Raw genomic sequence first — 24,903 nt, 5'->3', positions numbered from 1 at the left:
CGAAGGCCAACAGGCCAACAGGCCAACGGCCTCGCGTTCTTGCCGCGGAGACCTCCGCTGGTCCTAGGTCCAAGGTCCCGGGCCATGCTGACCGGGCGTCCGATGTCGTGGCCCGCGGCGAGCGGCATATTCGTACCGAAGACAGCGCAGAGCACGCAGGGAGGGGAGGGGTGATGACCGGACCGGACGGACCGAGCCCGGGCGCCGCCCACCCCAGTGCCCTCAAGGGGTGTGCCAACAAATGTCCGCCGGTCCCGGTGCAGCCATGACAGGCCACCGAACCACACACGGACGAAAGGCACACCCATGTCCACAACTCAGTCCCCGGCCCGCAGCCGACGGCCGGGATGGAGCCTCGCGCTGCTCGCGCTCGGGCATCTGATCATCAGCCTCGACTTCACCATCATCTATGTCGCCCTGCCCGACATCGCCGCCGATGTCGGCTTCACACCGCACACCCTGCAATGGGTGGTCACCGCGTACGTCGTCCTCTACGGAGGCTTCCTGCTGTTCGGCGGTCGGCTGTCCGACCTGATGGGACGTCGGCGGATGTTCGTGCTCGGCATGGCGCTGTACGGCGTGGCCTCCGTGCTGGGCGGCCTGGCCACGGCGCCGACGGTGCTGCTCGCCGCGCGCGCCTTGCAGGGCCTCGCCGGCGCGGTGCTGTTCCCCGCGGTGCTGGCCCTGGTCAACACCGCCTTCGCCGAGGGCAGGGAACGTAACCGTGCGCTGACGGTCTGGGCCATGGCGGGCGCCGGCGGGCTCACCGCGGGCGCACTGGCCGGCGGGGTGCTCACCCAGGCCCTGGGCTGGCAGGCCGTGTTCTACGTCAACGTCCCGCTGGCCGTCGCGGGTGCCGTCGCCGCCTTCGCCCTGCTGCCCCCCGACGGCCGCGTCACCAGAGGAAGCGTCGACGTGCTCGGAACCCTGACCGGTACCGCGGGCATCACGCTGTTGATCTTCGCGGTCGCGCACGGCTCCGAGGTCGGCTGGGCACGGGCCGAGGTGATCGCCGCAGCCGTTCTCGCGGCGGTCCTGCTGGCCACGTTCCTGCGCGTCCAGGCCCGAGGTCGGACACCGCTGATGCCGCTGCGACTGTTCCACAACCGCGCGCTCAGCGGAGCGGTCGTGGTCATTCTCGTCTTCGGGCTGACGATGCAGGCCGTGCCGTACTTCCTGACCCTGTACTTCCAGGACGTCCTTGGCTTCAGCGCCCTGGAGACCGGGCTGGCGTTCCTTGGCCCGACCCTGTCGATCACGGCAGGAAACTTCCTCAGCGAGAGGCTGATCCACCGCTTCGGCACCCGGAGCGCGCTGATCATCGGCATCGTCGTCAACGCCGTGGGCGCTGCGTTCCTCGCCCCCGGCATGCACGCGGACGGATCCGTCCTCACCGTCCTGGCCGGGGTCGTCGTCATCGGTCTGGGCATGGGCATCACCTACGAGGCCATGTGGATCGCCGCCGGCACCGGCGTCTCGGCGGACGAACAGGGCCTGGCCTCCGGGGTGGCCTCCACCGCGCTGCAAGTGGGAACCGCCGCGGGTCTGGCGGTTCTTGTGGCTGTCGCCAACCACGACATTGAAGGGCTGTCCGGGCAGGCCCTGCGCGCCGCCTCCGCCGAGGGAATGCGCGCCGCCGTCTACGTCCTGGGCGCCGTCATGCTGACGGCCGTCCTGGCCGCCCTCAGGCTCCCCGGTCCGCGTGTCCGGGTCGCCGCGGCCGCGTCCCAGCCCGTCCCCGACCCGGACGCCGCCGACCTGCGCCCCACCGGCTGACAGCGTCCGCGGCTCCGGTGTCCGGTCGCCGCCGCCCTACCTCACCTCTCAGCGACCGGTCCGGTTCGGACCCGTCACCGCCTCCCGGTCACGCGTCCCAGGTGACCGGGAGGCTCTTCACCCCGTAGATGTCCGCGGTCGCCGGGCGCAGACCGACCTCCTCGGCCGGTACGGCGAGGCGCAGCGTGGGGAAGCGGTTGAGCAGGGCGGGGAACGCGACCCGCATCTCGACGCGGGCCGTGATGGGCGGGCAACAGAGCACGCACGACGATCAATGGCAGTCACCGCGACTTCGGGCTTGTCGCCGAATTGCCCGACATCCTCGCCCTGGCCCACGAAGCGGCCGAAACCCGCATGACGACGGCCACCTATAGGCCGATTGCGGCTGACTCAGCCGACGCGATGACCGGGGCAGACCCTCCACGGGGGGGGCGCCGGGAACGGGCCGCACCCCATAGCGGCCTCCTCAGCGGGGGTTCAGGATCTCGGTGATCCGGATGAACCCGTCTGTGCCGTGGCCCCGTCCGATGGCGCGGCGCGCCATGCCTTCGGCCGCACGCATCACACCCGCGTCGATGCCATGGGCCTCGGAGGTGTGGACGATATGGGCCATGGACGATACCGCCGAGGTGATCGGGTTGTCTTCGCCGGAGAACCTGCCGCTGTCCACTTCCTCCGCGGCCTCCTCGAAGATCGGCGGGAGGATCGCGCCGATGCCCTTGGCGAACGGTGCCAGCTCCCGTGCGGTGACGCCTTCTGCCCTCGCCACGGCCAGGGCGTGCGCATAGCCCGCCATCGCGGTCCAGAAGATGTCGAGCAATGCGATGTCGTATGCGGCCGCCCGGCCGATTTCCTCACCGAGGTGGGTGTGGGTGCCCCCCAGAGCGTCCAGCACCGGCCGGTGCTCCCGGTAGATCTCCTTGGGGCCACTGTGCAGGAACACCGCGGCCGGCGTGCCAATGGTCGTGGTCGGAGTCATGATCGCACCGTCCAGGTACCCGATGCCGTGCTCGGCCGCCCAGGCCGCGGTGTTCCGGGCCCGGTCGGGGGTGTCGGCGGTCAGGTTCACGACCGTGTGCCCCTTGAGCGCGTCGGTGACCGCACCGCGCCGCACAATGCCGTCCACCGCGTCGTAGTTCACCACGCAGACCACGGTCAACCTGCTTGCGGCGACCGCCTCCTCGGCCGATCGGGCGCCGACCGCGCCCCGCTCGACCAACTCCCGGTCCCTGCCCGGCGTCCGGTTCCAGACCGTGGTCCGCAGGCCGGCATCCAAGAAGGCGCTGGCCAGAGCCCTGCCCATCGGCCCCAGGCCGAGCACGGTGACGGCAGACTGTTCGGTGTGCGAGGTCATGCCTCAACTCCCTTAGAAATAACAACAAGCAGCAATGAATAGGACGAAGATGACGCGCAGTCGCGCCCAGGACCCGAATGTGTGCGGAGTGACTGCCGCGATCGCCGTGATCGACGGCAAGTGGAAGACGATCTTGCTCTGGCTCCTGGAGTCCGGCCCCCGCCGCCCTGGCGAGCTGCGCCGACGGCTGCCGGGCCTCACCGAGAAGGTGCTGACTCAGACGCTCCGGGAGATGGAGACCGACGGACTGGTCCACCGGGAGGTGCACGATGTTCGGCCACTGAAGACCGTGTACTCCCTGACCACGTTCGGCCGCGAACTCTCCGAAGCGTTGACGCCTCTTTCCGACTGGGGCCACCGTCGCTTGGAGAAGCTGGCCGAGGCCCAACCGGTCTCCTGATGCACCGCCAACCTCCCCGTCGCACCTGGATCCGACGGCCCTCCGACCGCCCACGACCAAGCTTCAGGCCGCCCCGGCCCGGCCGACAAGTACCCACAAAAAAGTGGCTACCGGGTGCCAGTGCGGCCGACGGCCCCCGCGATGCGGTCGGCGCTACATGTGGTGGGCGGTGATCATGCGGGGCACCTGGTTCTCGGTGCCAGGCGGCACGATCACGAATTGCCCCATCATGCCGGAGTCCTCGTGCCGGAGGATGTGGCAGTGGTACATGTACGGCGTGGCCGGGTCGGTGAAGTGGCCGAACCGGACGGCGAGCCGCACCGTGCTCTTCGGCGGCACGTAGACGGTGTCCTTGTGGCCGCTCGCGTACGCGGGTGGTTTCTCCCCGTCCACGTCGAGCACCTGGAAGGCCACCTCATGGATGTGGAAGTTGTGCGCGTAGACGGTGTTCTCGATCTCCCAGATCTCGGTGGCACCGGCGGGAACCACCTCGTCGATGCGTGCCATATCCATTTCCTTGCCGTTGATGGCGTCGTGGCCGTTGAGCCGGAACCGGCGGACCTTGGCGTTCGGTGGGATCACGATCGGAGCGGGGTCGGCCAGGCGGGACGGCAGGCGGGGGGAGGCGGCGAGCCGCGGCTCGGCGACGATCTTCAGGAGGTCGAAGTCGCCCTCGTCGATGTCATCGGATCCCGAGATCGTGCGCAGCAGGACCTGCTCGCCGGCCGTGAAGGTCACGACGACCTCCACGCGCTCGCCCGGCGTGAGAGAGACCTGGTCCACCTGGACCGGGGCGGGCAGCAGGCCGGCGTCGTTGCCGACGACATGGAACGTGCGGCGGTCGGCGAACGTGAGGTGGTACATGCGGGCGTTGGATCCGTTGAGGATCCGGAAGCGCACCCGCTCGGTGCGCACGTTCAGGAACGGGGCGTGCGTGCCGTTGACCAGCATGTGGTCGCCCAGGATGCCGAAGGTGCCCTTCAAGGGGTCGCCGATCGGTAAGCCGTCCTCGGTGAGCTTCTTGTCCTGCAGGATGAGGGGGATATCGTCGATCCCGTACCTCGCGGGGAGCTCCGCCGTGGTCCCGTCGTCGATGATGAACATGCCCGCGAGGCCGCGGTAGACGTGCTTGGCGGTCTGGCCGTGCGGGTGCGGGTGGTACCAGGATGTGGCGGCGGGCTGGTCGATGGTCCAGTGCGGATTCCACGTTGCGCCCGGTTCGATCGTCTGGTGGGGCCCGCCGTCCATCTTCGCGGGGAGCCGCATGCCGTGCCAGTGCACGGTGCTCGCCTCGTCCAGCCGGTTGGTAACCGTCATCCGGACCCTGTCGCCGCGTGCCGCCCGGATCGTCGGCCCGAGGTACGGGCCGTTGAACCCCCAGGTCTCGACCGGCTTGCCGGCCAGGATCTCGCTTCGGCCCCGCTGCATCGTCAGCGCGAACCTCCGTGTCCCGTCCTTGTCCACCTTGGGTTCGAGCAGTGGTGGCACCTGCAGCCTGGTGCGGAAGGCGGCCGGATCGCTCTCGGCGCTGGAGCCGCAGGCCGAGGCGAGGCCCGAAAGCGCGGCGAGCGCGAGGAACTGTCGACGATTCATGGTCCCCGTTGATCTTCGTATCGATGTGAAGGTTCAACTGTGCGGCACCGGGCGCTCACCGGCACAGTCGCCGGGTTCACCTCGTGGGCGTGAGATCCTCATGATCAACCGGGATACGGGCGAGGAGCTCGAAGCGATCGCCGGTCCGGGTGGTGGTGAGTTCGCCGCCGATGGCGGCCAGGCGGGCGCGCATGCTCCGCAGCCCCGTGCCGGGCTCGTCGGAAGCGGGGGCGGCCCCGTCGTTGGCCACAAGCAGACGTACGCGACCATCCTCGACGGCGATCTCGACCACGCACTCCTCCGACGTGCTGTGCCTGAGCACGTTGGTGACCGCCTCGCGCAGCACCACCGCGAGCACGGGCTCGGCCGGCCCCCGCACGGACGCGGCGTCGACCCGTACGGCTGCTCCCGCCGACTCCAGCACGGCCCTGGCGGAGTCGACCTCGGCGGCCAGCGACAGGCGCCGATCCGGTGCGCTCAACCCGGCGACGTCCGCGAGCGCGGCCCGCGCCGCGTCCGTCATCCGCTCGAGGTGCTCCATCGCCCGGCCCGGATCCGTCTCCAGCAGCCGCAGCGTGAGCTCTCCGTGCAGGACGACCGCGGTGAGACCGCGGCCGAGCAGGTCGTGCACGTCTCTGCCTACCCTCAGCCGCTCGCGCAGGGCCGCCACCTCGACGAGCTCGGCCCGGGTACGGCGGAGCTCGGTGACGAGAGTGACCAGCCGGGTCAGGCCGTAGACCGCCAGCGCGGTGGCCAGGGCACTGCAGAACTGGTAACCGGCAAGGAGCGTGCCCCCGGTGAACCAGCCCTCCATCGCCGAGATGCCGCAAATCGCCATGCACAGCGGCCATGACACCCGCGCCTGCGCGTAGAGCAGGAGGACGCCGGCGAAGAACCCCGACACCACGAGCCCGGATGTCTCCCCGTCCAGCAGAGGCGCGTAGATGGTCATGCCCTGAGCCACCAGTGTCCAGACCAGGCCCTTGGGCCGCCTGCCCGCGCGCAGGGCGGCCAGGTGCCAGAACTGCAGAGCGAAGGTCAGGGGCAGCAGGGCCAGATAGCCGGCGTCTCCGGAGCCGGAATCGAGTGCCTCGTCGGCGGCGAAGTTGAACAGCGACTGCCCGATGAACAACACGTGCGTGACGACGAGAATCGGCGTGGCCTGCCGTACGATCCGCCCGTCGCGATCGCGAGGCGGGACCGGGATCGGGCCGTCGGCGGGCGGCAGGGATCGTACGCGGTCCAGCGCCTTCCGTGCGATGGCGACGGCTTGGGAGACCTGTTTCCGCACCACCTCCGCCTCGCCCTGGCACCGTGCCCGCCGCGCCAGCCGCTCGACGGCGGACACGCTGCTCACCACGAGGTGCTGTACGTGCCGCCACAGCCGTAGCCGCTCGACCTCCTCGGCCCTGGCCGCCAGCTCGGATCGCTCCCGGCCAACCCGGTCCAGCAGGTCGGCGAGGCGGCTGAGGCCGTACAGCATCAGACCGACATTGAGGGGGGCGACGACCGCGTAATAGATCTCCATGGGCGCGCGGTCCAGCGCGGACGCCACGGCGCCCTCGACGACCGCGATCAACCCCAAGAGCAGCCACGCGGCGGGACCGCTCACCACGAGAAGGGCCGAGGCGGCCACGAACGCCGAGCCGCCCGCCCGCCAACTGTCGGCCTCGGCCAGCAGGGGAAGGTAGTTCAATACGGCCTGCACCGGGAAGAGCACGGCCGACAGGCGCCGCCTGCCCGGGAGCGAGATCGGCAGTTGGAGTGCGGCGACCCCCATGATGCTCGCCACGGTCAACGGCCCGGCCGAGGCCTCGCCGAGGTAGAAGCTCACCCGTAGGACGCACACCACGCAGATGAAGGCGGCGAGCAGGCGGGCCGGGCTCAGAGCCAACCGGCGTCCTGGGCTATCCGGACAGCGTGCAGCCGGTTGCGGGCGTGCAGCGTGGCGACGATCCCGGTGAGGTAGTTGCGTACGGTGCCTGCGGACAGGAACAGCGCCTCGGCGATCTGCTCCACGTCCTCGCCGCAGGAGAACCTCCGCAGTACCTCCAGCTCGCGCGGCTTGAGCGGGCTCTCGACCACCTCCAGCGCCGCCACGGCGAGCTTGGGATCGATCACCCGCTCACCCGCCGCGACCCTCCTGATCGCATCGGCAAGCCGGTCCGGCGGAGCGTCCTTGACCACGAACCCGGACGCCTGGGCGGCGAAGGCCTTGCGGACGCTCCCCGGGCGGCCGTAGCTCGTCACGATCAGCACCCGGCACTGCGGCACCCGCCTGCGCAGCTCGGCTGCGGCGGTGAGCCCGTCGACGCCGGGCAACTCGACGTCGATCACCGCCACGTCCGGCTTGGACTTCAGCGCCAAGGGCACGATCTCGTCGCCGGTCGCCGCCTCCGCGACCAGCTTGATGTCGGGTTCGAGTTCGAGCAGTGCGACCAGCGCCCCTCGGACCATGTGCATGTCCTCGGCGAGCAGAACCCGGATCACCTATCGCCCCCTACCCTCAAGCCCCACTTTCGCCCTATTCCTACCATCTCGTGTGATCTTCATTTTGGATCATGAAGAATTCACGCCCTGAGCGACTCGGGCCAGAGTTCAGGATCGACGAGCACTCGCCCGGCTGCGATCCGCCCGGCGGGCCACGTACCCTGTTCCGCTTCGAGTCCGACACCCCGGCGGGGGTACGTCAAGTACGCCGAGCTGGTCGAGGCCGGCTATCACGGGATCGCCGAGCCGTTCGACCAAGCTCGGCAGAAGGCTCAACTGACGCAGACCTCACCCGACACCACAACGCGACCGCTCTTCGTCCGCTACCGCCGCCTCACCAAATGAGACGACCTCTAAAAGAACAGGCCCTGGCACCAGGTCTCTAAAAGAACAGGCCCTGGCACCAGGTCGAGTTACGGGGCGTTGTAGGTGCGAGGATGCGGCGTGATCAAACCCGGTGAACGTATCCGGTCCTGGTCACCGCACTAGACAAAGGCCGTGACGCCCTCGTATTCCGCTACCGGGGCAGCACCGACGGTCTCGTACTGGAGCAGCAGCAGGCCGTTCGCCGTCACCTCGTGGCGGACGAGTCGAAGGCCGGCGGGTCCGCTCGGGTGGTCGAGCAGCCGCCGCCCGGAACCGGTCACGACCGGGGCGACGACGAGCCGGAGCGTGTCGACGAGGCCCGCCGCCAACAGGGCGTTGCCGAGTCGCGCACTCCCGTGGATCTGGAGTTCCCGTCCTGGCTGTGCCTTGAGTTCCCCGACGGTCTGGATCGGGTCACCGCGGAGCACGGTCGTCGGATGCCAGCTCCCTTCGGCGAGGGTGTTGGTCACCACGTACTTCGGTAGTGAGTTCATCCGCTCGGTGTACGGGTCGTCCGGGTCGGTGATCTGCGGCCAGTCCCGGGCGAACGCTTCGTAGGTTCGCCGCCCGAGCAGCAGACCGTCGGCGAGGTCCAGCCAGTCGGAGGTACGCCGGACGAAGAGTTCGTCCAGGTGGGGCACGAGCCAGCCGCCCCGGGTGAAGCCGTCGCTCGTGTCCTCGGTCGGCGAGCCGGGGCCCTGGCTGACCCCGTCGAGGGTGACGAACCCGGTGAGAGCGATCTTCACCGCGCGGCCTGGCTCTCCGCGACCACGGCGAGTTGCTTGGTGACCGAGCCATAGCCTTCGAAGAAGCCGAGTTCCTCGTGGCGGGCGCGGGCGGCCGGATCGCCGTGCCGGACGATGATCCGGTAGTCCGTGCCGTCCGGATGATCGCTCAGCGTGATCTCGGCTGTCATGGGCACCGGCGCGGGATTCGCGGGGCGCCAGGCGCTGTCGATCGCGTTCGTGAACACGATCCGCTCGAACTCGTCGACGACGAGGAAGCTCGCGTTGATGTGCGGGACGAAGTCCACCCCGTCGTCGCTCAGTCGCGTCACGAGCGCGCCGCCGGGCCGGACGTCGAGGCGGTCGACGCGGCACACGGTCGGCGCCGGGACCCACCACTTCTCAAAGCGGGACGGATCAGTCCACGCGCTCCACACGGCGGCGCGGGGGGCGCGGATGACCCGCTGCAGGGTCAGGTCAAGATCGGGGTTCATGGTTGTTTCTCCTTCGGATCGGTGACTAGGCGTTCGAGCCGGTCGGTGCGCTCCTCCCAGATCTGGCGCTGCTCCGCGAGCCAGCCGTCGACGAGAGCGAGACGGTCGCGGTTGAGCACGCAGGTGCGCACCCGGCCGAGCTTGACCGTGCGGATCAGGCCGTTCTCCTCGAGCGTCCGCACGTGCTTCATAAAGGAGGGAAGGGTCATCGGGAACTCGCGGGCGAGATCGCCCACGCTCGTCGGACCGCGGCCGAGGCGTCGGATGACGCCGCGCCGCGTCGGGTCGGCGAGGGCGACGAACACGCCGTCGAGCTCCGCCGAATACTGTGCCATGCGGCTAAGTATTGCTCGCCGAAACACTTAGCGCAAAGGCAAAGTATTCAGGTCGTCCCAGGTGCCCGGCCATGGCGCCGGCAGGCCAAGGCCTTGAATCGGGCCCCTCCAGGTCGGTGATCCCCGCAGCGTCCCGGATCTTGATGCGGAACGGCGGCACAACCCGCGGCTGCGGCAGATCGGCCGCCCGTCCGAATCCTCCACGACAAAGCGACACTTGCCGGAATCACCGCACCCCTGGTCGATGAGCAGGTGCGGGAAGTCCTCGCCCACACCGGCGAGTACTCAAACACCCACCGGAAACACGGTGCACGCCAACGGACACCGCACTAGTGTCCTGCGCCGGTAATCCATCGTTAGATCCGGTGAGCCGGTGCGTCGTCGGGGTCCGAAGTTGTAGCCGTTGGTGCTCTCCAATGAGGAGCGCGCGGTGCTGGGGCGGTTCATCTGGACCAAGACGGCCGAAGAGATTCTCGACTCCCTCGCCCGCTTCTGCCAACGAATCTCAGGCGCAGGACACTAGGGCCTGACCGGCTCCCACCCCTCGTCGGTCAGATCTCCACGCACCATCCCGGCCTTCCATCAAGCCGAGCCTCCACCTGGCAGATGCGCAACGGCTCACCCCCACGGGCCTGAGGAGGACGCGCCACGCGACACCGCGCACCGCATGCGTAACGGCCTGACGAGGGAGGGACGGCGCCGGCGGGTGGATGCGCCGGCGGTGCCACGGTGCCGAGCGGGGGCTGGGCGCGCGAGCTCAGCCGGCGTGCAGCCTGGTGATGAGCTCATGCGCGACGTCCAGGAACTGATCGCGCGAGGACGTCGTCGTCTGCAGGTCGACGAACGCCTCGTGGGCACCGGCCTGGGCGAGGGTCAGCAGATAGTCACCGATCTGCTGCACGGTTCCGGCGTGCGGCACCTGGTCGTCGGGCGCGGGAGAATCGGTGATCTTCGGATTGACGCGCACCACCATTCGCAGGGCCGACGGGTCCCGGTCGACGCGTGCCGCGGTCTGCAGCGCCACATCCCACAGGGAGGTCAGATAGGGCATGGGTATCGCCGCGCTCAGCCAGCCGTCGGCTCGCCTGCCGATCCTCTCCAGAGCCGAGGGCGTGTAACCGGCGAGCAGGATCGGGGGGCGCGGCCGCTGAAAGGGCTTGAGGTCGATGTGCGACGGCGGCACGGTCCAGAGCGTGCCCTTGTGCTCGACCACCTCACTGCTCCAGACGGCCTCCATCAGGTCGAGCGTCTCTTCGAGCCGGTCTCCCCTCCCCTGCCAGGGCACCCCGGTCGCGGTGTATTCGTCACGCAGCCATCCGAGACCGATGCCGACGTCCAGCCGTCCGTGGCTGAGCAGGTCGAGCGAGGTCAGCATGCGGGCGAGCAGGACCGGCGGTTGCCACAGCGCGTTGAGCGTGCTGGTTCCCAGCCGGACCTCCCGAGTGCTGACGGCGGCCAGCGTCAATGCGGTCAGCGGGTCGAAGAACGTCGCGAAGGCCGGGGGGATCTCGCCGTCTCCTCCCGGGTAGGGATCGCTGGGTGCGAGCGGCAGCATAATTCGATCACCCGCCCACAGGCTGCTATAGCCCATGGCCTCCAGATCCGCGCTGGCCTGCCGGATGAAATCCGGGTCCGCGAAGGCACCGTACTGCGGGACTGCGTATCCGATCTGCATGAGAAATTCCTTGGTACTTCGCCGTGAAAAGCCGGGGAGAACTGAGGTGCATATTGCGTACGCATCTCGCGCTCCCGGTCTAGCGTCCAGGGAGATGTTAGGCAGCACCCCTTGGATAGGACTTGTGTCAGGTTGGGTCGTGGCCTCGATGCGACTAGGGGCCTGTTTGGAGTTGAAATCATGATGTTGTGGATTAACCTGCGCGGCACCCTCAGGCCCTGACAGAGCACAAGGCATGGCGCGTGGTGACCTCACCGACGATGAGTGGGCCTTGGTCGATCCCCATCTGCCGCTGGGCGAGCGGGGTCCGATCCCGGATCTGCGGCGGCAGTTCAACGCGGTGATGTGGCGGTTTCGCACCGGCGGCCCGTGGCGGGACCTGCCCACCAGGCCAGGCCACAGACAGTCCCCGCTTCACCGCTGTGCTGGCCCGCATCAAGGTCCGCGTCCCGGTCGGCCGTCCCCGCACCCGCCCCGGCGCGGTCGCCGCCGACAAAGCCTACTCCTCCCGCGCCAACCGCATCTACCTGCGCAGACGCGGCATCCGGGCGGTCATCCCGGAGAAGGCGGACCAGGCGGCCAACCGCACGAAACGGGGCTCACGCGGAGGCCGCCCCATCCGTCATGACGCCGCTCTATACAAGGAGCGCAATACGGCGGAGCGCTGCATCAACCGGATCAAGGAGTGGCGCGGGCCGGCTTTCCGCTTCGGCAAGACACCGGAGAGCTATCTAGCAGGACTCCATCTGCGCGGTGCCGTCCTGTGGATCCGGAGCCTCCGACCCACCTAAAGATCCGAACTCCGAACAGCTCCTAGCGGGCCACGTACGTGATCATCGCCGGGTGGTCGACCTGGGTGGCGCCGTTGTAGCAGGTGACGTACCGGATGCTCACGTACGCCGGGTACGACTCCCAGGGGGCGAACAGGTTGCAGAACTCCGAGCCGTAGCCGAATGCGGTGACCTGGACGTTGTCCCGGTATCCGGTGTTGCCGAAGATCACCTGCTTCCTGGCGACCGCGGACCTGCTGAGCTGCACGCCCCCGGACTGCGAGTTGTAGCTGACCGGGTACGGCGTCGGCAGGTAGACGCCCGGGGTGTCGGGGGCGTTGTCGAAGGTGTAGGCGAAGCGGTACGACTGGGGTGTCCAGGTGATGGCCCGCTCGCGGTGGTAGGTCAGGCTCCATCCGGTGTTCAGCAACGTGCCGGTGGCGTCGTAGCAGCGCACCACGATGCTCTGCGCGGCCGTCGTCGCGCTCCATCCGCCCAGCTTGCAGCGTGCCGGTACGGCCGGGTCGACCGCGGTGACCTGGATGTTCCCGGCGTGGCCCGCCGAGCCGAGCCCCGGCAGGGTGACCCGCCACGTTCCCGGGGCCGTCAACGGTTCGGCGGTGTTCACCGCGGTCGGCGCCGAGGAGTTGAACCGCGCGGCCACGGCGGAGCCGTCCCAGTGCACGTACCCGAACGCCTGGGGCGCGGGCAGGTACTGGGCGCTGTACCCGAAGGTGACGGAGAACCACGAGGCGATCGGGCCCACACCGTACCGGTGGCACTGCACCGCCACGATCTCGTCGGCGCCCGACTGCCACCAGCCCTGGACCTGGCACCAGTCGGCGGACTGGGAGATCGCCGTGACATGGGCGACTCCCCCGGCGGCCATGCCGATCTGCGGGAACTTCACGAACACCTGGCCGGGGCCGCCCGGGGTGGCCTCGACCTTGAGCCCGTCCGGCCACGAGCCCGCCTGGCGCATGGAGTCCACGACGGCGCCGCTCCTGACGACGGCGAACCCCCAGCGGGGAGGCTCGGCCGCCGCGGCGTCCGTGGCGGCCGCGGCGAGCCCGGTCGCGGCCAGGGCCGCGATGCAGAGCGTTCGTACGATCACTGCCCATAGCCGGCGCATGTCATCCTTCGTCCACATCGGAGTGGTGGTCGTGAGCGGGGCTCAGGCTCTTGATAACCCGCCAACCGGGCGGCTGAGAAGGCCCAAATTGACAGATGAACTTGACTCCTGTTCGACAGGTACGGCCATGCCGTGGATGTCGATGCCGGGCTGGTTGGTACGTCGGCGCGCCGGCCGAGGACTCCTCCTCTACCTGGCGGTCGTGCTCGATGTGTTCTCCCGGCGGATCGTCGGCTGGGCGATGGCCGAGCACATGCGCACCGAGCTGGTCACCGACGCCTTGGCGATGACGATCCATCAGCGCCGCCCCGGCTCCGGGATGATCCATCACAACCCCAGGCAGTACACCTCGATCGCGTTCGGTCGACGTTGTGAGCAGGTCGGCGTGCGCCCCTCGACCGGCCCGGCACGTGCTTCGACAATGCCATCACCGAGAGCCTTTTCGCCGCACCGGAGTGCGAGCTGGTCGACCGGCGAACCTTCCACACCAGGTCAGAAGCCGAGCGCACGGTATTCGCCTACGTCGAAGGGTTCTACAACCCGCGCCGTCGTCACTCCGCCAACGGACGACTCAGCCCTGCCGAATACCTGCGGCACCAAGCCCTCAAACCCATCCAAAAAGACGGTTATGCTGCCGCATAGCCGAAAGCCCTGACGTGTCTACTGAATCGGGGCAAATCCACACGAAGGGGAAACATCATGCAGTTAGGGAAGAAACTCACTGCCATCGCCGCTTGCGCCTTCATGGTGAGCGGGGTGCTGGCCACGGCGTCCCCCGCAGCGGCTACTGCGGCTACCGCGGGGGAAAGTGCAGCACGTTACTATTACGGCGCCATTGCCGTGGCGCGGGACGGCAGTATCGGCAGGTCCTGGGATTACAGAACAGCGTCTGCCGCCAGGAAGCGGGCACTGAAGGCATGCGGCCGCTCCGGCTGCAAAGTCCTTACCACCTTCGTCAACGGTTGTGGCGCTGTCGCCTACAATTCCAGGAGAAACGTCTACTGGGGCGGCAGGGGGAGTACAGCCGCCAAGGCGAAAAGGAACGCCATAGCCAATGCGGGCGGCGGCCGCTGGGTCGCCTATCAATGCACCACACGATACTAGTGCTGCACCGCGTCAATTCGTTGAGGGTGGGCTGAGCCAGGCGGTGGGATCGTTGAGGTAGCGGCCGCAGGCACAATCGAGTGCTTCTTCGGGGCTGCCGACAGGCAGGATGTTGTCCTGGCAGCCGTCGCGGCCGGCGAGGTAGATCGCGAAGCCCCAGGTGTGCAGGACTCCGCCGAAGCTCAGGCGGCACAGCGGTAGCACCTCAGCGCCGGGCAGTACCCCGTCGACGTAGGCGAACCCGCCCCGGTAACGCACCTGGACCCGGTCCAACCGCGGCCGGCGAGCGCGGGCGTGCTCGTTCAGGCGCTGGCGCCGTCGACTCGGGCGGGTTCCTCGGCATGGCCCCATCGTGCCCGTTGACGTCTCGGTCCGCCATGATCCTCACATGGCGGGCCGACGGCGGAAAAGTACGGGCACAGGCGGTGCAGGCGACGGTGGATGAGAGCACGCGTCGGCGGCTGGAGCGGATCGCCTGCTCGGTTCTCGACATCCTCTGCAACATCTTCTTGACGTGGCAGTACCCGTCACGCGCCAGTCGTACCGCTTCAGACGAAAACGCCGCAGGTCAGCCCCCCTCGCTATCCTGCGGGCCAACACTGACGCTCAGCCGGGCCATGAAGCGCCAAGTCTCAGCAAGCGACCTGACCCTCAAGGTTCAGTGACGCAGGACGACCAACACCACGCCCTCGGCATTCTGCCCGTACGCCACCAGCCGGAATTGCTCCTCGCCACGGCCTGTCCCTCGATATATGTCGGCTGATCTCAGCTGGTGCGGTACTTCGTCCAGGCGAGTGCGGCCTGGCTGGCCCGTCGCTGGTAGGCCCGCAGGTGGGGCACACCCGGAGGATCGGGACGGCGGGCCATGCGGGTCCAGTACCCGGCGTAGGCCGCCGCATAGCCGGTGATCACATCGGGCGGGACGGCCTCCCACGCCGGGACACCGGTCAGGGTCGTCTCCGCGGCTTGGGGGGTGTGGCCCGCCATGATGAGATGGGGGATGAGGTCGGTGATGTCCTGCCAGGCTGCTCCGTTGCCGGGTTGTGCCCAATCGACGACCATCACGGTCCCCGCTGAGGTGATGAGCAGGTTGTCAGGGCGGATGTCGCCGTGCACCAGTGTGCTGCCGTCCGCGCCGCCCAACCATCGGGACTCCAGGTCGGCCAGTACGGGGAGATGACGGCGCTCCCAGTCTCCGAGGTCATCGGGAAGCGACTGGGACAGCTCCGCCCAGCCGCGCAACCACCGCCCGCGGGTGGCGGAGGTCGATGGCAGATCACCCGCAGGAGTGGGAGTGAGGATCTCGGTCATCGCCGACAGCGCGGCGACCGTGATGCCGATGTCGGGCGAGCCAGGGGAAAGATCAGGGTGGGTCCCCGCGACATCGTCGAAGATCAGGACTACCCAGCCTGCCTGGTCACCGTGCCAGCGCAGCCTCGGCGCCGGCACCTGTCGCGGAAGCCGCACGGCGGTCGCCGCCTCGGTCCGGTACTTGGCGGCCAGCGGGTGCCCGACGGGGATGGCCTTGACGAACACCCACTCCCCGCCGAGGTCGAGGCGCACCGCGATGCCAGGGGTGAAACCGCCCCCCTGAACCTGAGCGGCGACAACGGGCACGCCGAGGTGCGCGGCCAGGAAAGAGCGCAACCGGGTGGGGGTCCGATCCCAGGACGGACGTACGGCTGTACGTCCCGGCGGAAACGGGTCATGGGAGGTGTCTGGTGACAAGGAGAGGCCCTGGGCGTGAGATGGGTGACCGGTGGACGGGCGAGGCCGAGCACGGTGAGGCGGTGTCGCCTCTTCTATCGCGGCTCGGCGCCGGTAGCTCGCCGTCCCATCTCCTGCCGGGTCACGCCTTTCATCGTAGCTTCCCGGTGCCGAACGGTAGTCGGGCCGGAGCCCGGTTCGAGTGCGGCATCCTGGTCGGACGCACGGAAGGGGATCGCGGGATGAGCAAGGCGACCACCGGAACGCTGCACCATGTCGAGCTCTGGGTGCCAGACCTGCCACGGGCCGTCGCCGGCTGGGGGTGGCTGCTGGGCGAGCTGGGCTACACCCTCTTCCAGAACTGGGCCGACGGGCGTAGCTGGCGGCTCGGCTCCACCTATCTGGTCCTTGAGCAGTCGCCCGCTCTCAGCGCGGACGAACACGACCGGCGCCGCCCCGGCCTGAACCATCTCGCCTTCCACGTCGAGAGCCGGGCCATGGTCGACGCCCTGGTCGAGCGGGCACCGCGGCACGGCTGGACCCTGCTGTTCCCGGAACGCCATCCCCATGCCGGCGGCGAGCGGCACTACGCCGCCTACCTGGAGGACGCCGACGGATTCGAGGTCGAACTCGTCGCCCCTGAAACATCACCTCGAACCTGACACGACACACTCAACCGCCCCACGGCTCCGGCCGAGCACATGCGGCCACCACCCCGGCGGCCCGCTGACCGCTCTTATCCCAGACGAAGACCTCGCCTTGCCGGTTCGCGTGCTGTTCACCGAGGGTGAGCTTCCGCTGCGATGCCGGGTGTGGCGGTCTTCGGCTCCCTGTTCGCATGGGCCACCCAGCACTACGCACCCGGTGGTGGCGGTCCGGGCGAAGGCACGCTCGCCGATGTGAACCTTTCGGGCATGTCCGCATCGGCCAAGGACGCCTACCTGCACGCGGTCGCCCACGGCACGCAGCAGACGCCGCCGTGTTCATCAAGGAGGTACCGCTGCGCGGCAAGCCCGCGGCATCTGCCGCGAAGTGAGCCAAGACCCTGCACGACCACGGCCGACGGCACCCGGCCATCCTGTCGAACCCGTTCGTTACGAACGGACGGCTTCTTGACTCCCGGAAGGCCCCGCCCCGTTCGCCCACGGCCCGGCGGGGAGCCCCTCGGATGCGAACGAACTTGTTCGTAGCGAACATGTTCGTTACGATGCGGTCATGACCCCACGGACCCCTGCCCCCCGAAGCCGCCGGGAGCGGCCCGCCAAGCCCGCCCTCACCTACGACGGCATCGTCGCCACCGCGGTCCGCCTCATGAGAGCCGAGGGACTGCAGCGCGTCACCATGCGTCGACTGGCCCAGGAACTCGATACCGGCCCCGCCTCGCTGTACGTGTACGTCGCCAACACGGCCGAACTGCACGCCGCGATCCTGGAAGAGTTGCTCGGTGCGGTCGACCTGACCCCGGCAGGCAGCGAAGGCGATTGGCGCGACCGGCTGGCGAAGGTGCTCCTCTCCTACACACGGGTCCTGTTCGACCACCCCAGCCTCGCCCACTCCGCCCTGGTCGCCCGCCCCTCCGGCCCGAACTACCTGACGCTGGTCGAGACGATCCTCGCCCTGCTGCACGAGGGCGAGGTACCCGACGCGCAGGCCGCGTGGGGGGTGGACGTGCTCTTGCAGGTGGCCACCGCCACCGCCGCCGAGCAGTCCGCCCGTGACGGCGCCATCGATGCCGAGGATGAACACAACGGGCTCATCGCCGCGCTGGGGGAGGTCTCCGCCCAGACGCATCCACGCATCGCCGCACTCGGCGCCGACCTCGTCTCCGGCACCCCCCGGCAGCGCCTGGCCTGGATCTTCGGGGCCGTCATCAACGGCACGCGCACCACCCCACGGACCACGGACTGAACCGGCGCAGTGTCCGTGCACTACCGACTCAGAAAGCGAAGGCACCGTTATGAGCACGACGCACCATCCCGTAGCCGTCATCGGCGCCGGACTCAGTGGCCTGCCCCTGGCCCGTGTCCTGCACGTGAATGGGATCGAGTCCGCCGTCTTCGAGCTGGACGCCGACCGGCACGCGCGCGCCCAGGGCCGCATGCTCGACATCCACGAGGACTCCGGCCAGGCGGCCCTGCACGCCGCTGAACTGCACGAGCGGTTCCGGGCCAGGGTCCACCCCGGCGGCGAAGCCCTGCGGGTCCTCGACAAGCACGCCCATGTCCTGCTGGAGGAGACGGATGACGGCGAGGGCGGCCGCCCCGAAATCGACCGGGGTGACCTGCGCGACCTCCTGCTCGATTCGCTTCCCGAGGGCACCGTCCGCTGGGACAGCAAGGTCACCGGCGCCCGGCCGCTCGGCTCCGGACGGCATGAGGTGACTCTCGCCGACGGCACCACCTTCACCACCGACCTGCTCGTCGGCGCGGACGGCGCCTGGTCCCGTATCCGGCCGCTGCTCTCCGACGCCGTCCCCGCCTACACCGGGATCTCCTTCGTCGAGCTGAACCTCCTCGACGCCGACACCCGCCATCCGCAGTACGCCGAGCTGATCGGGGGCGGGATGTTCTTCGCACTCGGCGACGACAGGGGATTCCTCGCCCACCGCGGGACCGACGGCAACCTGCACGTCTACGCCGCGCTGCGCGCTGCCGAGGACTGGCTGTCCACGATCGACTTCACCGATACCGACGCCGCCAAGGCCGCGCTGTCGGACCACTTCACGGACTGGGCCCCCGGCCTGCGCAACCTGATCGCCGACGCCGACGGCGAGCTGATCCCCCGCCTCATCCACGCGCTGCCCGTCGGACACCGCTGGGAGCGCGTCCCCGGCGTCACGCTGCTCGGCGACGCCGCACACCTGATGTCCCCCTTCGCCGGTGAAGGCGCCAACCTCGCCTTGATCGACGGTGCCGATCTGGGACAGGCGCTCGCCGCCCACCCGGGGAACACCGAGGCCGCGCTGTCCGCCTATGAGGCAACCCTCTTCGAGCGAAGTGAGAAGTCCGCCCGGGAGTCCGCGCAGAGTCTGGAGACCGTCTTCAACGACCGGGCACCGCAGCCGCTCGTCGACATGTTCACCTCCTTCGCAGCGCGATGAACCCCGAGCGCCGACGCTGACCTCATCACAGGCGGAGGGCCATCCCGCATCCCATCCCTTCACACCTGGGATGACACCGAACAGCCGGACGCTCTCGCCTCCGTGACCGACCTCGCCGCAGGCGACCTGCCGCAGATCGACGAACCCATGCCACCCGCCAGTGGGCGTTGCGGTCGTTCGCACCGCTGCTGCACGCCCCCATAGGCGGGCCGTGGTCGTTCTCGGTTCCCGGCCGTCGTACGTCGCAGCGAGGACGCCGCCGACGTCTGGGGGAAAGACACCTCTGACGAGTACCTGCAGACATTGGTCCAGCGCTACCTGGAGGGATTCGGCCCCGCATCGGTGGCAGCGTTGTCGCCGAGCGAGTCAAAGCAGCCTCTCGGTATGGGCGTGGACGAGAGCGACATGGTCGCCCTGGGCCGTCCGGTCCAGTTGGGGGCGCTGGTCATGGGCGGTGCCAGCTCCGCAGCTTGTCCGGGTTCAGCACGATCCACACAGCGGTGACCTCGGTTCCGGTGACGCTCACGCTGACCACCGCCATGGCCTGACCGGCCAGGCGCAGTACCAGGCCGGTACGGCCGTTGACGGACTCGGCGGTCAGCATGGTGCCGGGTTGACCGGTCAACAGGGCCGCGACGAGCCGGGCGACCTCGTTCACACCGTGGATCGGGCGCGACGCGGCCCGCACCTTGCCGCCGCCATCGCTCACGACCATCACGTCAGCGGCCAGGACCGCCTCCAGCGCCGCGGTGTCTCCCGTGTCACACGCCGCCGCTAACCGGCGCACGACATGATCATGCCTGTCGAGCATGGCCCGGGCGGATCTGTGCCGATGAGGGGGACGCGGACACTGCGGTGATCTTGGCCGGGTTCATCATCCACAGCACCTGGTCGATGCCCTGGGCAGAGGCGTTGACCGTGAGCACCGCGAACACTTCGCCGTCGCGGCACAGTAGAGCGGACGCCTGCCCGTTCGCGCTCGCCCACTCCACCTCGACCCCGTCCCAGAACCGGTCCGCGAACGCCCTGACGTACTTCGCCACCCGGAACGCGCCCACCACGGGGATGCGAGAGGCCCGGACGACGCCACCGCCGTCGGAGTGACTGGTCACGTCCGCCGCGAAGAGTTCCTCCAGCGCGGCCAGGTCACCGGAGCGGGCGGCGGCGACGAAGGCTGTCAGCAGCCTCCGTTGCTCGGCTCCGGTCACCGGCGCGCGACGCTCGGCGACCACGTGCTTGCGGGCCCTGCTGACCAGCTGACGGACCGCCGCCTCGCTGAGCTGGATGATGTCGGCGATCTCCCGGTACGGGTAGTCGAACGCCTCCCGCAGCACGTATGCCGCGCGTTCGTTGGGCGAGAGCCTCTCCAGGAGAAGCAGGACCGCGAACCCCAGGGCCTCGCCCCGCTCGGCGCCGAGGTGCGGATCCGCACTGGTGTCGACGGGTTCGGGAAGCCACGGGCCGATGTAGGTCTCGCGGCGGACCCGCGCGGACTGGGCGACGTTGATGGCCAGCCGCGTGGTCGCCGTCGCCAGGAACGCGGCCGGGTTGGCCACCGTACTGCGATCACAGGTCTGCCAGCGCAGCCAGACGTCCTGCACCAGGTCCTCGGCTTCGGTGACGCTGCCCAGCATCCGGTACGCGATCCCGAACAGGCGCGGCCGCAGGCCCGCGAAGATCACTGCGGCCTGTTCAAGATCTTCCGGCCCACCGGATTCGTTCGCCGACACGGTATCCGCCACCGTCATCCCCCTGTCTCGCCCGTGTCCCGCACTCTGGCCGCCTTCAAACCGCTCGCCGAGCAGCTATGACAGGACAGGCGGGTGGTTTGTGACAACCCCGGGAGATCTCATCCGGCGGAGCGGCCAGGGGCGGCTGACGGTCCGCGCCCTCGGCGACCGCGACGACGTCGCGATGCCCGGCGGGGGGGGCGCTACCTCCCGGCCGTGGTCCGGCCCGGCCAGTCGCCGTACCGTGTCTCGCCGAGAATCGCGTCACCGGCCGGCACCAGGGTCCCCTCGCCCAGCTCGGCTCCGAAGTAGCGCGCGTGCGAGTCGGTGACCACCTCACGCGGATCGTCCCAGGCCGCCAGGGCGTCCCGGAAGAACTCGTCCATCCGGAACCGCTCGGGCCCGGCGACCTCGACCCTCCCGTTCACCGGCGACCCCACCGAGATCCTGCCGACCGCCTGGGCGACCTCGTCGCCCGCGATGGGCTGGAAGAGCACGGGTGCCATCCGGACCGTACCGCCGTCGGTGGCCGCGTCGGCGATGCTCCGGACGAACTCGAAGAACTGCGTCGCGTGCACGATCGAGTACGGGATCGACGAGTTCTCGATCAGCTTCTCCTGAGCGATCTTCGCCCGGAAGTAGCCACTCTCGGGCAGCCGCTCGGTCCCCACCACCGACAGCGCGACGTGGTGGCCGACGCCTGCCGCCGCCTCCGCGGCGAGCAGGTTGCGGGTGGAGGTCTCGAAGAACTTCAGTACCGCGGTGTCCTCGAAGGACGGGGAGTTCGACACGTCGATCACCACCTGCGCGCCGGTCAGGGCCTCGGCGAGCCCTTCGCCGGTAAGGGTGTTGACGCCGGTGCTCGGTGCTGCCGCCACCGCCTCGTGGCCGTGCTCGCCGAGCTTCGTCACGAGCTTCGACCCGATCAGACCGGTACCGCCGATTACCGCGATCTTCATGACAAACCTTCCTGTCCGCCGGGGCGTCCGTCGCCATCCGATCGCCAGCTAAGACAGGACAGCCCTCCGGCCTGTGACAGCTCAGGCGAGATTCCTCGGGTTGCGGATCCCCGGCGCCGAGGCGTGACAAACCGAGACGCTGTCTGTCTTTCGGTAAGGCGGACTTGCCGTCAGCAAGCCGACTACCTACTGGACGAGTAGGAACGCGATCGCTTTCCGCCACATCAGTGGTGATGTGGCGGGGTTTGGAAGCACCGTTCGCCTACGAGCGATCCAGCGGCGGCAAACAGCGCACCATCACCGGCAAGACGATTCTCACGCGATGACCCCGCAGTCCGGCGGTTCGACCGGCCGGCGCAGGCGGTCGGCGTGCCGGACCTGGTTGTGCAGCGCCCGGCGCAGGAACGTCTCGATGGTGTCGAGTTCGGCGGTGCTGAACCGGAGGAGTTCGGTCTGCGCCTCGGTCACGATCGGCCCCCAGACCTCCCGCACGGCTCTCTGCCCCTGTTCGGTCAGGTTCACCAGGACCCGGCGCCGGTCCGCCGCGTCGCGGATCCGCGTGGCCAGGCCGGCCCGCTCCAGCCGGTCGATCGCGGTGGTGGCGGCACCCCCGGTGAGACCGGCGGCGGCCGCCAGCTCGCTTGCGGTGAGCGGGCCGCGGGCGGTCAACCGGCTCAGGCACCTCAGGTCGGTGCGGTTGACGCCGAGGCGCCGGGCCGCCAGCTCGTCAATGAGATCGGTGGCGTCCTGGAGCTCCTGAACTGCCCTGGTCACGGCATGGACCTTATTTTGCTTTGACAATCTAACCCTTAGAAAGTTGAATTAATTGGGTCGCGTGAAGTCTAACCCTCCGGGAGACCCCGATGCCACGTCCTTCCGTCCAGCCGCGGTCGGCGACGACCGATGACGTTCCAGCCCTGCTGTCCCTGATGGACTCCGTCCACGCATGGCTCATCACCCAGGGCCGCCCGGAGCAATGGGGAACGGTACCGTTCTCCCGAATCCCGGGCTTTCCCGACCGAGTCTCCGACTGGACGCGCCAGGGCGTCATCACCCTGGTCGAGCGGGACGGCCGGTGCGTCGGAATGCTGGCCGCCGCGCCCATGATTCCGCCACGGATCCCCGCCGCCGTGGTGCCCGACGGATCGATGTTCATCCACACCGTGATGACCGACCGCGGCCCCGACGGCCGCGGCGTCGGTTCGGCCCTGCTGGAGGAAGCCGCGCGTCTCGCCAGGGCGCACAGCGCTCCCGCACTGGCTCTGGACCACTGGGCGGGCAGCCCCGAGCTGGGACGCATCTACGACGACCACGGCTACGTCAAGGTCGCCGAGTACACCGACGAGCAGGACGGGAAGGCCATCCGCAACGCCGTACGCGTCCGCTACCTGAGCGTCGCCGGCTGAACGCGTCAGAACGAGGCCCGGAACCGGCCTGACATGCCATCGGCCGCACGTTCCTGGACGTCGGTCGAGCCTGAGCAGGGTCTCCTCGGTGAGGTCGTCCCCCCAGCAGCCGTACCGGGTCGAACGGGGCTTTCGGCGCGACGAGGGTGGCGAAGGGAGTCGGCCACCACCATCCGGGGACACCGGCAGCCCGGCACCGCCGCCTCCCGCCCTTCCACGTCCGCTTTCACTCGGCCACCGCGCCTACGGACGCTGGGGCCGGCGGCCGAGCTGCCAGACCTCCCATCCGGCGGCGAGCCACGGGCCCGGCTCGACCGCGTTGCGCACGTCCACCAGCACCCGGTGACGTACCAGGTCGGCGGTGTCCGCGGGGAGCTTGGGGTCGGCGGTGAACTCCGGCCACTCGGTGGCGAGCACGACGAGATCGGCGTCCGTGATGGCCTGCTCGGCGGTGTCGGCGTAGCTGAATTCGGGGTGCAGCTCGCGAGTGGCGGCGATGGCCGCGGGGTCGTAGATGACCGGTGTCGCGCCGCGTTCGGCCAGCCTCCCGGCCAGGCGCAGGGCGGGCGAGTCGCGTACATCGCTGGTCCCGGCCTTGAACGCCGTGCCGAGGAACGCGATGGTACGGCCGTCGATCGAACCGCCGTGCGCCCTCTCGATCAGCCTGACCGCCGCCGGGACCCGGTCGGCGTTGATCGATTCGACGGCCGTCAGGAATCCATGCGCGTTCCGCGCGCCCAGCTCGCCGACGCGGTGCGTGAAGGCCGCCACGTCCTTGGGCAGGCACCCGCCGCCGTAGCCGATGCCCGGCCGCATCCCGTCGTGCCCGATCCGCTTGTCGACGCCGATCGCGTGGGCGACCGTGTTCACGTCCGCTCCGACGAACTCGCACACCTCGGCTATCGCGTTGATGAACGAGATCTTGGTGGTCAGGAACGCGTTCGCGGCCGACTTGATCACCTCTGCCGTGGGCGGGTCCGTGAGGATCAACCCCACCCCGTGGTCGAGGATCGGCGCGTACACCTCCTCGACCGCCTCGCGGGCCTGCCGGGAGGTCAGGCCGACCACGACCCGGTCGGGGAACAGGGAGTCCCGCACGGCATGACCCTCGCGCAGGAACTCCGGATTCCAGACCAGCTCCACACCGGAGACCCGCGCGTCAGCGTCGATGATCTTCTGGAGCCGTTCGACGGTGCCGACCATCACCGTGCTCTTGCCGACGATCGTGGCCGGCCTGCTCAGCAGCGGGACCAGCGACCGCATCGCGTCGATCACCTGGGTCATGTCGTAGCCATGGCCGTCTTCGCGCAGCGGGGTGCCGACCGTGATGAAGTGCAGGTCGGCGAAGTCCGCGGCCTCCCCCAGGTCGGTGGTGAAGCGGAGCCGGCCGGAGGAGGTGTGCCGGACCAGGAGGTCCTCGAAGCCCTCCTCGAAAAAGGGGGCGATGCCGTTGCCCAGGGCTCGGCACCTGTCGGGATCCGACTCGACACCGATCACCTCATGGCCGATCTCGGCCATCGCGACGGCGTGCGGAGCACCGAGGTGACCGCATCCGATCACGGAAACGCGCATCTTGGGTCCTGTCCGTTGGCTTCCTCGGGCGCATGCGGGATGCGTTCCAAGAAGTTATCGCGTGTCGGGGTGCCGAGGTGTCGGCTCGGCGGCATTCACCCCTCAAGTCCAGGGATCGACACGGCTCTTTGCCGCTGAATGTGTGCGGGCCGGCCGTACGGTCCCGTCGGCGGCGTCGCACCGAGAAACACGAACTGGTAACGACTCGCACCCAT

At 69.1% G+C, this 24,903-nt stretch carries 25 protein-coding genes and 3 pseudogenes; 11 read left to right on the top strand and 17 right to left on the bottom strand.

Features of this window, described 5'->3' with window-relative positions:
- Positions 1 to 306: 306 nt before the first annotated feature.
- Positions 307 to 1,776, top strand: coding sequence for an MFS transporter (locus ABT061_RS13000; RefSeq protein ID WP_350915887.1), 1,470 nt, complete (start codon positions 307 to 309; stop codon positions 1,774 to 1,776).
- A gap of 88 nt (positions 1,777 to 1,864) precedes the next feature.
- Here the strand turns inward: ABT061_RS13000 and ABT061_RS12995 are convergent.
- Positions 1,865 to 2,017 (bottom strand): annotated as a pseudogene (locus tag ABT061_RS12995) (cytochrome P450); the annotation flags it as partial.
- Between the two features lie 225 nt (positions 2,018 to 2,242).
- Positions 2,243 to 3,130 (bottom strand): NAD(P)-dependent oxidoreductase, encoded by an 888-nt coding sequence (locus ABT061_RS12990; RefSeq protein ID WP_350915885.1) that lies wholly within the window; start codon positions 3,128 to 3,130, stop codon positions 2,243 to 2,245.
- Between the two features lie 88 nt (positions 3,131 to 3,218).
- Between ABT061_RS12990 and ABT061_RS12985 the strand changes: the two genes are divergently transcribed.
- Complete coding sequence (locus ABT061_RS12985; protein ID WP_502991437.1) at positions 3,219 to 3,530, top strand: winged helix-turn-helix transcriptional regulator; 312 nt, start codon at positions 3,219 to 3,221, stop codon at positions 3,528 to 3,530.
- A 153-nt stretch (positions 3,531 to 3,683) separates the two neighbouring features.
- Here ABT061_RS12985 and ABT061_RS12980 read toward each other — a convergent pair whose 3' ends face one another.
- The 7 genes from ABT061_RS12980 to ABT061_RS12950 form a co-directional block, all read right to left on the bottom strand.
- Positions 3,684 to 5,123 (bottom strand): multicopper oxidase family protein, encoded by a 1,440-nt coding sequence (locus ABT061_RS12980; RefSeq protein ID WP_350915881.1) that lies wholly within the window; start codon positions 5,121 to 5,123, stop codon positions 3,684 to 3,686.
- A 76-nt stretch (positions 5,124 to 5,199) separates the two neighbouring features.
- Positions 5,200 to 7,017, bottom strand: a complete 1,818-nt coding sequence (locus ABT061_RS12975; RefSeq protein WP_350915880.1) for a sensor histidine kinase — start codon at positions 7,015 to 7,017, stop codon at positions 5,200 to 5,202.
- Entirely contained in the window at positions 7,008 to 7,613 is a 606-nt protein-coding gene (locus ABT061_RS12970; RefSeq protein ID WP_350915878.1) for a response regulator transcription factor, read from the bottom strand. Before ABT061_RS12970 ends, ABT061_RS12975 begins: the two co-directional genes overlap by 10 nt.
- 485 nt (positions 7,614 to 8,098) lie before the next feature.
- The gene (locus ABT061_RS12965; RefSeq protein WP_350915876.1) at positions 8,099 to 8,725 is read right to left on the bottom strand and encodes a dihydrofolate reductase family protein; all 627 of its coding nucleotides are present in this window, start codon (positions 8,723 to 8,725) and stop codon (positions 8,099 to 8,101) included.
- Entirely contained in the window at positions 8,722 to 9,198 is a 477-nt protein-coding gene (locus ABT061_RS12960; RefSeq protein ID WP_350915874.1) for an SRPBCC domain-containing protein, read from the bottom strand. The genes ABT061_RS12965 and ABT061_RS12960 overlap by 4 nt, the downstream gene beginning before the upstream one ends.
- Positions 9,195 to 9,533 carry an ArsR/SmtB family transcription factor gene (locus ABT061_RS12955; protein ID WP_350915872.1) on the bottom strand — a complete coding sequence of 113 codons (339 nt, stop codon included), beginning with the start codon at positions 9,531 to 9,533 and terminating at the stop codon, positions 9,195 to 9,197. The genes ABT061_RS12960 and ABT061_RS12955 overlap by 4 nt, the downstream gene beginning before the upstream one ends.
- Positions 9,534 to 10,290: 757 nt before the next feature.
- Positions 10,291 to 11,208 (bottom strand): TIGR03619 family F420-dependent LLM class oxidoreductase, encoded by a 918-nt coding sequence (locus ABT061_RS12950; RefSeq protein WP_350915870.1) that lies wholly within the window; start codon positions 11,206 to 11,208, stop codon positions 10,291 to 10,293.
- A 235-nt stretch (positions 11,209 to 11,443) separates the two neighbouring features.
- Between ABT061_RS12950 and ABT061_RS48370 the strand changes: the two are divergent.
- Together ABT061_RS48370 and ABT061_RS12945 are read left to right on the top strand one after the other, a co-directional pair.
- Positions 11,444 to 11,557 (top strand): annotated as a pseudogene (locus tag ABT061_RS48370) (hypothetical protein); the annotation flags it as partial.
- A 40-nt stretch (positions 11,558 to 11,597) separates the two neighbouring features.
- Positions 11,598 to 11,999: pseudogene (locus ABT061_RS12945) on the top strand (transposase); the annotation flags it as partial.
- Positions 12,000 to 12,021: 22 nt separating this feature from the next.
- Here the strand turns inward: ABT061_RS12945 and ABT061_RS12940 are convergent.
- Complete coding sequence (locus ABT061_RS12940; RefSeq protein WP_350915868.1) at positions 12,022 to 13,092, bottom strand: hypothetical protein; 1,071 nt, start codon at positions 13,090 to 13,092, stop codon at positions 12,022 to 12,024.
- A gap of 16 nt (positions 13,093 to 13,108) precedes the next feature.
- Here ABT061_RS12940 and ABT061_RS48365 point away from each other — a divergent pair, with 16 nt between their 5' ends.
- Entirely contained in the window at positions 13,109 to 13,765 is a 657-nt protein-coding gene (locus tag ABT061_RS48365) for a DDE-type integrase/transposase/recombinase (RefSeq protein ID WP_502991436.1), read from the top strand.
- Between the two features lie 44 nt (positions 13,766 to 13,809).
- A complete protein-coding gene (locus ABT061_RS12930) occupies positions 13,810 to 14,214 on the top strand; it encodes a DUF4189 domain-containing protein (RefSeq protein WP_350915866.1) in 405 nt (134 codons plus the stop codon).
- A gap of 12 nt (positions 14,215 to 14,226) precedes the next feature.
- Here the strand turns inward: ABT061_RS12930 and ABT061_RS12925 are convergent, their stop codons facing one another.
- Positions 14,227 to 14,487: a hypothetical protein gene (locus tag ABT061_RS12925; protein WP_350915865.1), complete on the bottom strand. Its 261-nt coding sequence runs from the start codon at positions 14,485 to 14,487 to the stop codon at positions 14,227 to 14,229.
- Positions 14,488 to 14,591: 104 nt separating this feature from the next.
- Between ABT061_RS12925 and ABT061_RS12920 the strand changes: the two genes are divergently transcribed.
- Positions 14,592 to 14,879: a hypothetical protein gene (locus tag ABT061_RS12920; protein ID WP_350915863.1), complete on the top strand. Its 288-nt coding sequence runs from the start codon at positions 14,592 to 14,594 to the stop codon at positions 14,877 to 14,879.
- A 100-nt stretch (positions 14,880 to 14,979) separates the two neighbouring features.
- Here ABT061_RS12920 and ABT061_RS12915 read toward each other — a convergent pair whose 3' ends face one another.
- Positions 14,980 to 15,861, bottom strand: a complete 882-nt coding sequence (locus ABT061_RS12915) for a phosphotransferase (protein WP_350915862.1) — start codon at positions 15,859 to 15,861, stop codon at positions 14,980 to 14,982.
- A gap of 302 nt (positions 15,862 to 16,163) precedes the next feature.
- Here ABT061_RS12915 and ABT061_RS12910 point away from each other — a divergent pair, with 302 nt between their 5' ends.
- The 3 genes from ABT061_RS12910 to ABT061_RS12900 all read left to right on the top strand — a co-directional run bounded on the left by ABT061_RS12910 (position 16,164) and on the right by ABT061_RS12900 (position 19,021).
- Positions 16,164 to 16,583 carry a VOC family protein gene (locus ABT061_RS12910; protein WP_350915860.1) on the top strand — a complete coding sequence of 140 codons (420 nt, stop codon included), beginning with the start codon at positions 16,164 to 16,166 and terminating at the stop codon, positions 16,581 to 16,583.
- A 553-nt stretch (positions 16,584 to 17,136) separates the two neighbouring features.
- The gene (locus tag ABT061_RS12905) at positions 17,137 to 17,829 is read left to right on the top strand and encodes a TetR/AcrR family transcriptional regulator (protein WP_350915858.1); all 693 of its coding nucleotides are present in this window, start codon (positions 17,137 to 17,139) and stop codon (positions 17,827 to 17,829) included.
- Positions 17,830 to 17,878: 49 nt separating this feature from the next.
- Positions 17,879 to 19,021: an FAD-dependent oxidoreductase gene (locus ABT061_RS12900; RefSeq protein ID WP_350915856.1), complete on the top strand. Its 1,143-nt coding sequence runs from the start codon at positions 17,879 to 17,881 to the stop codon at positions 19,019 to 19,021.
- A 445-nt stretch (positions 19,022 to 19,466) separates the two neighbouring features.
- On the opposite strand, the gene ABT061_RS12895 is transcribed toward ABT061_RS12900, so the two are convergent.
- The 4 genes from ABT061_RS12895 to ABT061_RS12880 form a co-directional block, all read right to left on the bottom strand.
- Complete coding sequence (locus tag ABT061_RS12895; protein WP_350915854.1) at positions 19,467 to 19,808, bottom strand: sigma-70 family RNA polymerase sigma factor family protein; 342 nt, start codon at positions 19,806 to 19,808, stop codon at positions 19,467 to 19,469.
- A gap of 7 nt (positions 19,809 to 19,815) precedes the next feature.
- Positions 19,816 to 20,751, bottom strand: coding sequence for an RNA polymerase sigma-70 factor (locus ABT061_RS12890; protein WP_350915853.1), 936 nt, complete (start codon positions 20,749 to 20,751; stop codon positions 19,816 to 19,818).
- Positions 20,752 to 20,954: 203 nt separating this feature from the next.
- Complete coding sequence (locus tag ABT061_RS12885) at positions 20,955 to 21,710, bottom strand: SDR family oxidoreductase (RefSeq protein WP_350915851.1); 756 nt, start codon at positions 21,708 to 21,710, stop codon at positions 20,955 to 20,957.
- A gap of 315 nt (positions 21,711 to 22,025) precedes the next feature.
- Complete coding sequence (locus tag ABT061_RS12880; RefSeq protein ID WP_350915849.1) at positions 22,026 to 22,484, bottom strand: MarR family transcriptional regulator; 459 nt, start codon at positions 22,482 to 22,484, stop codon at positions 22,026 to 22,028.
- A gap of 89 nt (positions 22,485 to 22,573) precedes the next feature.
- Here ABT061_RS12880 and ABT061_RS12875 point away from each other — a divergent pair, with 89 nt between their 5' ends.
- Complete coding sequence (locus ABT061_RS12875; protein ID WP_350915847.1) at positions 22,574 to 23,116, top strand: GNAT family N-acetyltransferase; 543 nt, start codon at positions 22,574 to 22,576, stop codon at positions 23,114 to 23,116.
- A gap of 243 nt (positions 23,117 to 23,359) precedes the next feature.
- Here the strand turns inward: ABT061_RS12875 and ABT061_RS12870 are convergent, their stop codons facing one another.
- On the bottom strand, positions 23,360 to 24,688 hold the full coding sequence (locus ABT061_RS12870; protein ID WP_350915845.1) for a UDP-glucose dehydrogenase family protein: 1,329 nt from the start codon (positions 24,686 to 24,688) through the stop codon (positions 23,360 to 23,362).
- Positions 24,689 to 24,903: the final 215 nt, after the last annotated feature.

The sequence above is a fragment of the Streptosporangium sp. NPDC002544 genome, from assembly GCF_040295965.1.
Classification (GTDB): domain Bacteria; phylum Actinomycetota; class Actinomycetes; order Streptosporangiales; family Streptosporangiaceae; genus Streptosporangium.
Note: the sequence above shows the minus strand (reverse complement) of the source record. Positions and strands in the feature narration are given on the sequence as shown.